This window comes from Nocardiopsis lucentensis DSM 44048, from assembly GCF_000341125.1.
In the GTDB taxonomy this organism is placed as follows: Bacteria; Actinomycetota; Actinomycetes; order Streptosporangiales; family Streptosporangiaceae; genus Nocardiopsis; species Nocardiopsis lucentensis.
Genome location: NZ_ANBC01000150.1, coordinates 1 through 4231 on the forward strand (window position 1 = coordinate 1; position 4231 = coordinate 4231).

4 protein-coding genes are annotated in these 4231 nt (G+C 72.9%); 3 read left to right on the forward strand and 1 reads right to left on the reverse strand.

Going from position 1 to position 4231, the window contains the following annotated elements; all coding sequences use genetic code 11:
- Nucleotides 1-8 precede the first annotated feature (8 nt).
- Nucleotides 9-1235 carry a site-specific integrase gene (locus D471_RS0105110; protein ID WP_026127423.1) on the forward strand — a complete coding sequence of 409 codons (1227 nt, stop codon included), beginning with the start codon at nucleotides 9-11 and terminating at the stop codon, nucleotides 1233-1235.
- A 148-nt stretch (nucleotides 1236-1383) separates the two neighbouring features.
- Nucleotides 1384-2868, forward strand: a complete 1485-nt coding sequence (locus D471_RS0105115; RefSeq protein ID WP_017597635.1) for a hypothetical protein — start codon at nucleotides 1384-1386, stop codon at nucleotides 2866-2868.
- A 114-nt stretch (nucleotides 2869-2982) separates the two neighbouring features.
- On the opposite strand, the gene D471_RS0105120 is transcribed toward D471_RS0105115, so the two are convergent.
- Complete coding sequence (locus D471_RS0105120; RefSeq protein WP_017597636.1) at nucleotides 2983-3549, reverse strand: hypothetical protein; 567 nt, start codon at nucleotides 3547-3549, stop codon at nucleotides 2983-2985.
- Nucleotides 3550-3689: 140 nt separating this feature from the next.
- On the opposite strand from D471_RS0105120, the gene D471_RS0105125 reads away from it, so the two are divergent.
- Nucleotides 3690-4091: an ankyrin repeat domain-containing protein gene (locus D471_RS0105125; RefSeq protein ID WP_017597637.1), complete on the forward strand. Its 402-nt coding sequence runs from the start codon at nucleotides 3690-3692 to the stop codon at nucleotides 4089-4091.
- The last annotated feature ends 140 nt before the right edge of the window (nucleotides 4092-4231 follow it).

The following is a 4231-nucleotide window of genomic DNA, read 5'->3' on the forward strand; positions in this document are numbered from 1 at the left end:
GGAACACCGTGAGCACACCCGAACCCTCCCACGACGGCCCCAGCGCCCTGCCCGCGCCCGTGCGCGACCGCCTCCAGCGCGCCACCCACAGCGTCCTGGTCGACACCCGCGCGCTGGAACGCGTACGCACCCGCTTCGACGCCGAACAGGCCCACGCCCTGGGCCGCTACCTGGCCAACGCCCAGTCAGCCAACACTCTGCGCGCCTACCGCGCCGACTGGACCGCCTTCACCGCCTGGTGCCTGGCCGAAGAACGCCAGTCCCTGCCCGCCGACCCCGTCGACGTGGCCGTGTACCTGGCCGCCTGCGCCCAGGCCCGCACCAACGACGGCGCCGCCTGGGCCCTGGCCCCCTCCACCCTGGAACGGCGCGCGGCCGCCATCGCCGCCGTCCACGGCGCCCACGGCCTGGACTCACCCACCCGCGCCGACGTGGTGCGCATGACCCTGCGCGGCATCCGCCGCACCCGCCGGGCCCGCCCCCGCCGCAAGGACCCCATCGTCTTGTCCACCCTCGACGCCCTGCTGGCCGTACGCCCCACCGACGGCCACCCCGGCGGCGTCGCCCGCAGACGCGACGCCGTCCTGCTGCTCACCGGGTTCGCCGGAGCGCTGCGCCGCACCGAACTGGCCGCCCTGACCCTGGACGACGTTCACGTGCGCACCGACGCCGCCAGCGGCGCCGCCGCCCTGGTCATCACGCTGGCCGCCACCAAGACCGACCAGGAGGGCCGCCGCGGCCAGACCGTGGCCCTGCCCCGCGGCCGCCAGCGCACCACCTGCCCTGTGTGCGCCTTCGCGGACTGGTGCGACCTGCTCCAGGCCCACCACCAGGGCGGAGACCAGGCCGTGCGCGCCCACCTGGCCTCGGCCCACACCCCCGTGGCGCCCACCGCCCACCGCTGTCAGGACCTGACCCGCAACCCCCTGGCCGACGGCACCGGCCGCCCCCTGCTGCCCACCGTCACCCGTTACGGGCGGGTGGGGGAGCGGGCCATGTCCGGGCGCGCCGTGGGCGATCTCGTCAAACGCTACGCCCAACGCGCCGGCCTGGACCCCGACGACTTCGGCGGACACTCCCTGCGCGCCGGATTCGCCACCCAGGCGGCGCTCGGCGGAGCCACCGACCGCGAGATCATGCGCCAGGGCCGCTGGACCAACCCGCGTACCGTGCACGACTACATCCGCACGGCCAATCCCCTGGAGGACAACGCCGTGACCCGTCTGGGGCTGTGACCGGCCCGGTCACCGCACGGTCACCCTCCGGTGACACCACATCTCAAATCGTCAACAAACCTTTAAATACCGCCCGAAAGCACCCGTTGACGTTCGATCCAGCACTGACCAGACATTAGGTTGGTTGCGTGAGAAAGGGGACGGTCTCATGGTCGACGAGTTTCGCGCCGCATTCCAGGAACTGATCGACGCCTCCGTCGCGACCGACTCCCAACACTTCCCACCAGCCGTCCACAAGGTGTACGTCCTGGCCTCCCAGGTCCCCGTCGCCGAGCGCGAACTCGCCCTGGAGGCCCTGACCCCCCTGCTGTCGGGAGGCCACTCCGCCCCCGGCATCATCGCCGACCTGACCGTGATCGCCGGAGCCCTCGTCGAGATGGGCACCGACCCCGGCCCCACCGGCGTCGAGGTCCTGCACCGCATGCGCACCATGGGCCGCGGCGCCATCGTCTTCACCCGCGCCTGGGAACGCACCGGCACCGACGCACCCCCCGACCCCGAATCCGTCACCGCCGCCGACGAGACCCGCGTCGCCGCCACCCTGGGCACCGACGCACCCGGCGCCACCATGTGCTGGTGGACCATCCGCCGCCACGGCCTGGCCGCCCGCACCATGCTCGGCCACACCAGCGTGCGCACCCACGTGCGCAGCGACCCCGCCCTGCACGCCGAACTCGTCGCCATCGCCAACCAGCTCAGCGCCCACCTGGTCGAGTTCGACGACATCCACTCCCTCCTGCGCATGGCCGAGGCCACCTCCGCCCTGGTCATGGACCGCCACTCCGGACGCGGCTTTCGCGTCCTCTTCGACGGTGTGGGCGACAACTTCCAACTCCACACCCTGCTCGCCGACGCCCTGGTCGGCCCCGACCACCACGGCCTGGCCGGGGAACGCCCCGACCCGCGCTGGGTCGCCCCCTACCTCGGCGGCCAGATCGACCCCCAGGCCCAGACCGTCCGCGGCTGGTGGAACCTGGTCGCCCACGACGGCACCTGGGTGTGGAACGAGGGCCTGCCCGCCGAGATCCCCACCCTGGACGGCGAACGCGTCCTGATCCTGGACGAACAGCCCTACCCGCGCTCCTGGAACGCCGGACGCCGCCACCCCCACGTCCACGGCTGGCTGGAGGTGGAGTCCGAGCTCACCGCCCAGGAAGCGGCCACCTGGTGGAAGCGCATCGCCCCGGCCGAACCCGCCCTGCCCGGCCACGACGAGGACCACACGCCCATCCCCGAACCCGTGGTGCTCACCGACGAGGACGGGTTCGGATCCGAGCCCGTCCACGGCTTCGTGCCACCCACCGGCACCCCCGCCCCGGCCGCCACCCCCGCCCCCGAGCCGGAACCCGCCCCGCTCACCGCGCCCGAACCAGAGCCCGAACCGGCCCCGACCGCCGAGGCCGACCCCGAACCCGCCGCGTCGGCGGAACCGACCCCCGCCGACGAACCCGAGGACGCCCTCGTCCAAACCACCCTGATCCCGATCATCACCCCCGACATGGTCGAGGACCCCGTCCAGGAGGACACGGCCCCGCCCCGACCCGATCCGGGCCAGGCCCCCGGGGCGTCGATGCTGCCCCCGCTCCCGCCGGGGGTCTCACGCAGCTCCTCGTGGGGACCGAGCTGGCGCTGACACCCACCACCCCGCCAACACCCGCGATCACCGCGCGTGACACCGCTGGGGCCAGGCGAGGGCGCCGCCCTCCCCGCCACGACGCGGGCGGGCGACGCCCCCAACCCTTCGCTTCTACTCGTCCCGACGACTCATCGCGTGCCGACCGCCGGCGGAAGAGGACACACGCGCCTGTGCCTGAGCGCCCCTCCCAGCGGCGCGCCGCGGCTCCTCACCGTCATCGTCATCGTCGTAGAGGCCCTCGAAGTACTCATCGGGCGTGACGGACTCACCGTCGTGGTCCCAACGCCGCCACCGGCCGCCCACCAGCACCGGCGCGGTCAGCACGATCACCAGGGGAACGAACGCGCCCAGGGGCAGCAGCACCAGCGCGCCCGCCATCCCCGGCAGGTCCGGCAGCCGGTCCAGCCACGCCGGGCGCACCAGCGCCACGGCACTGATCCCACCCAACACCAACGCGGCACCGAACGGCAGCAGGGGCGTCAACCGCGGCGGCACGGCGACCATCGCCACCACCAGACCCACGGCCGCCAAAACCGCCAACGCCACCGGACCGGAGCCCGACAACGCGTCCAGGCCCAAGGAGTGCAGGCCACGCAGGTGGGACCACACCCACCCACAGGACAGGACCAACACCAGACCCAGAATCAGACCAGACAGGAAGCCGACAAGATGTCGCACGGGGATGCTCCTCTCGGGGATGTGGGAGCACCCTAGCGACAAAACCGAACAACAGCACAAAACCGCACCCGCCGTTGTTCCTCCGACACCGTGCGCTCCTACCCGGCCCCCGCGACCAGTCACGATTACGCTGGACCATCATGAACCACGACCACCACCCACCCGACCCCGAGGTCGTCGCGCTGGCCACACGCGTCTTCGACCACGCCCGCCACGGCGACACCAGCGAACTGGCCACCTTCCTGGACGCCGGGGTCCCGGTCAACCTCACCAACGACAAGGGCGACACCCTGCTCATGCTGGCCGCCTACCACGGCCACACCGCCACCGCCACCCTCCTGCTGGACCGCGGCGCCGACCCCGACCGACTCAACGACCGTGGCCAGTCACCACTGGCCGGAGCCGTCTTCAGAGGCGAAACCGACGTGGTCCGCCTGCTGATCGACCGCGGCGCCGACCCGGACACCGGCACACCCAGCGCCCGCCAGACCGCCCGCATGTTCGAACAACACGACCTGCTCACCCTGTTCGACACCCGCTGAACACGCCGGTGGCGCCGCCCCCGAAGGGGACGACGCCACAACCAACGACAGGACGAAGGGGTCAGGCGCGGTCGACCTCGCGCCGGTCCGCCTCAGCGGTTCGCTCGCCCACCCCGGCGGCCTCGGCCGCCGCGGCCCCC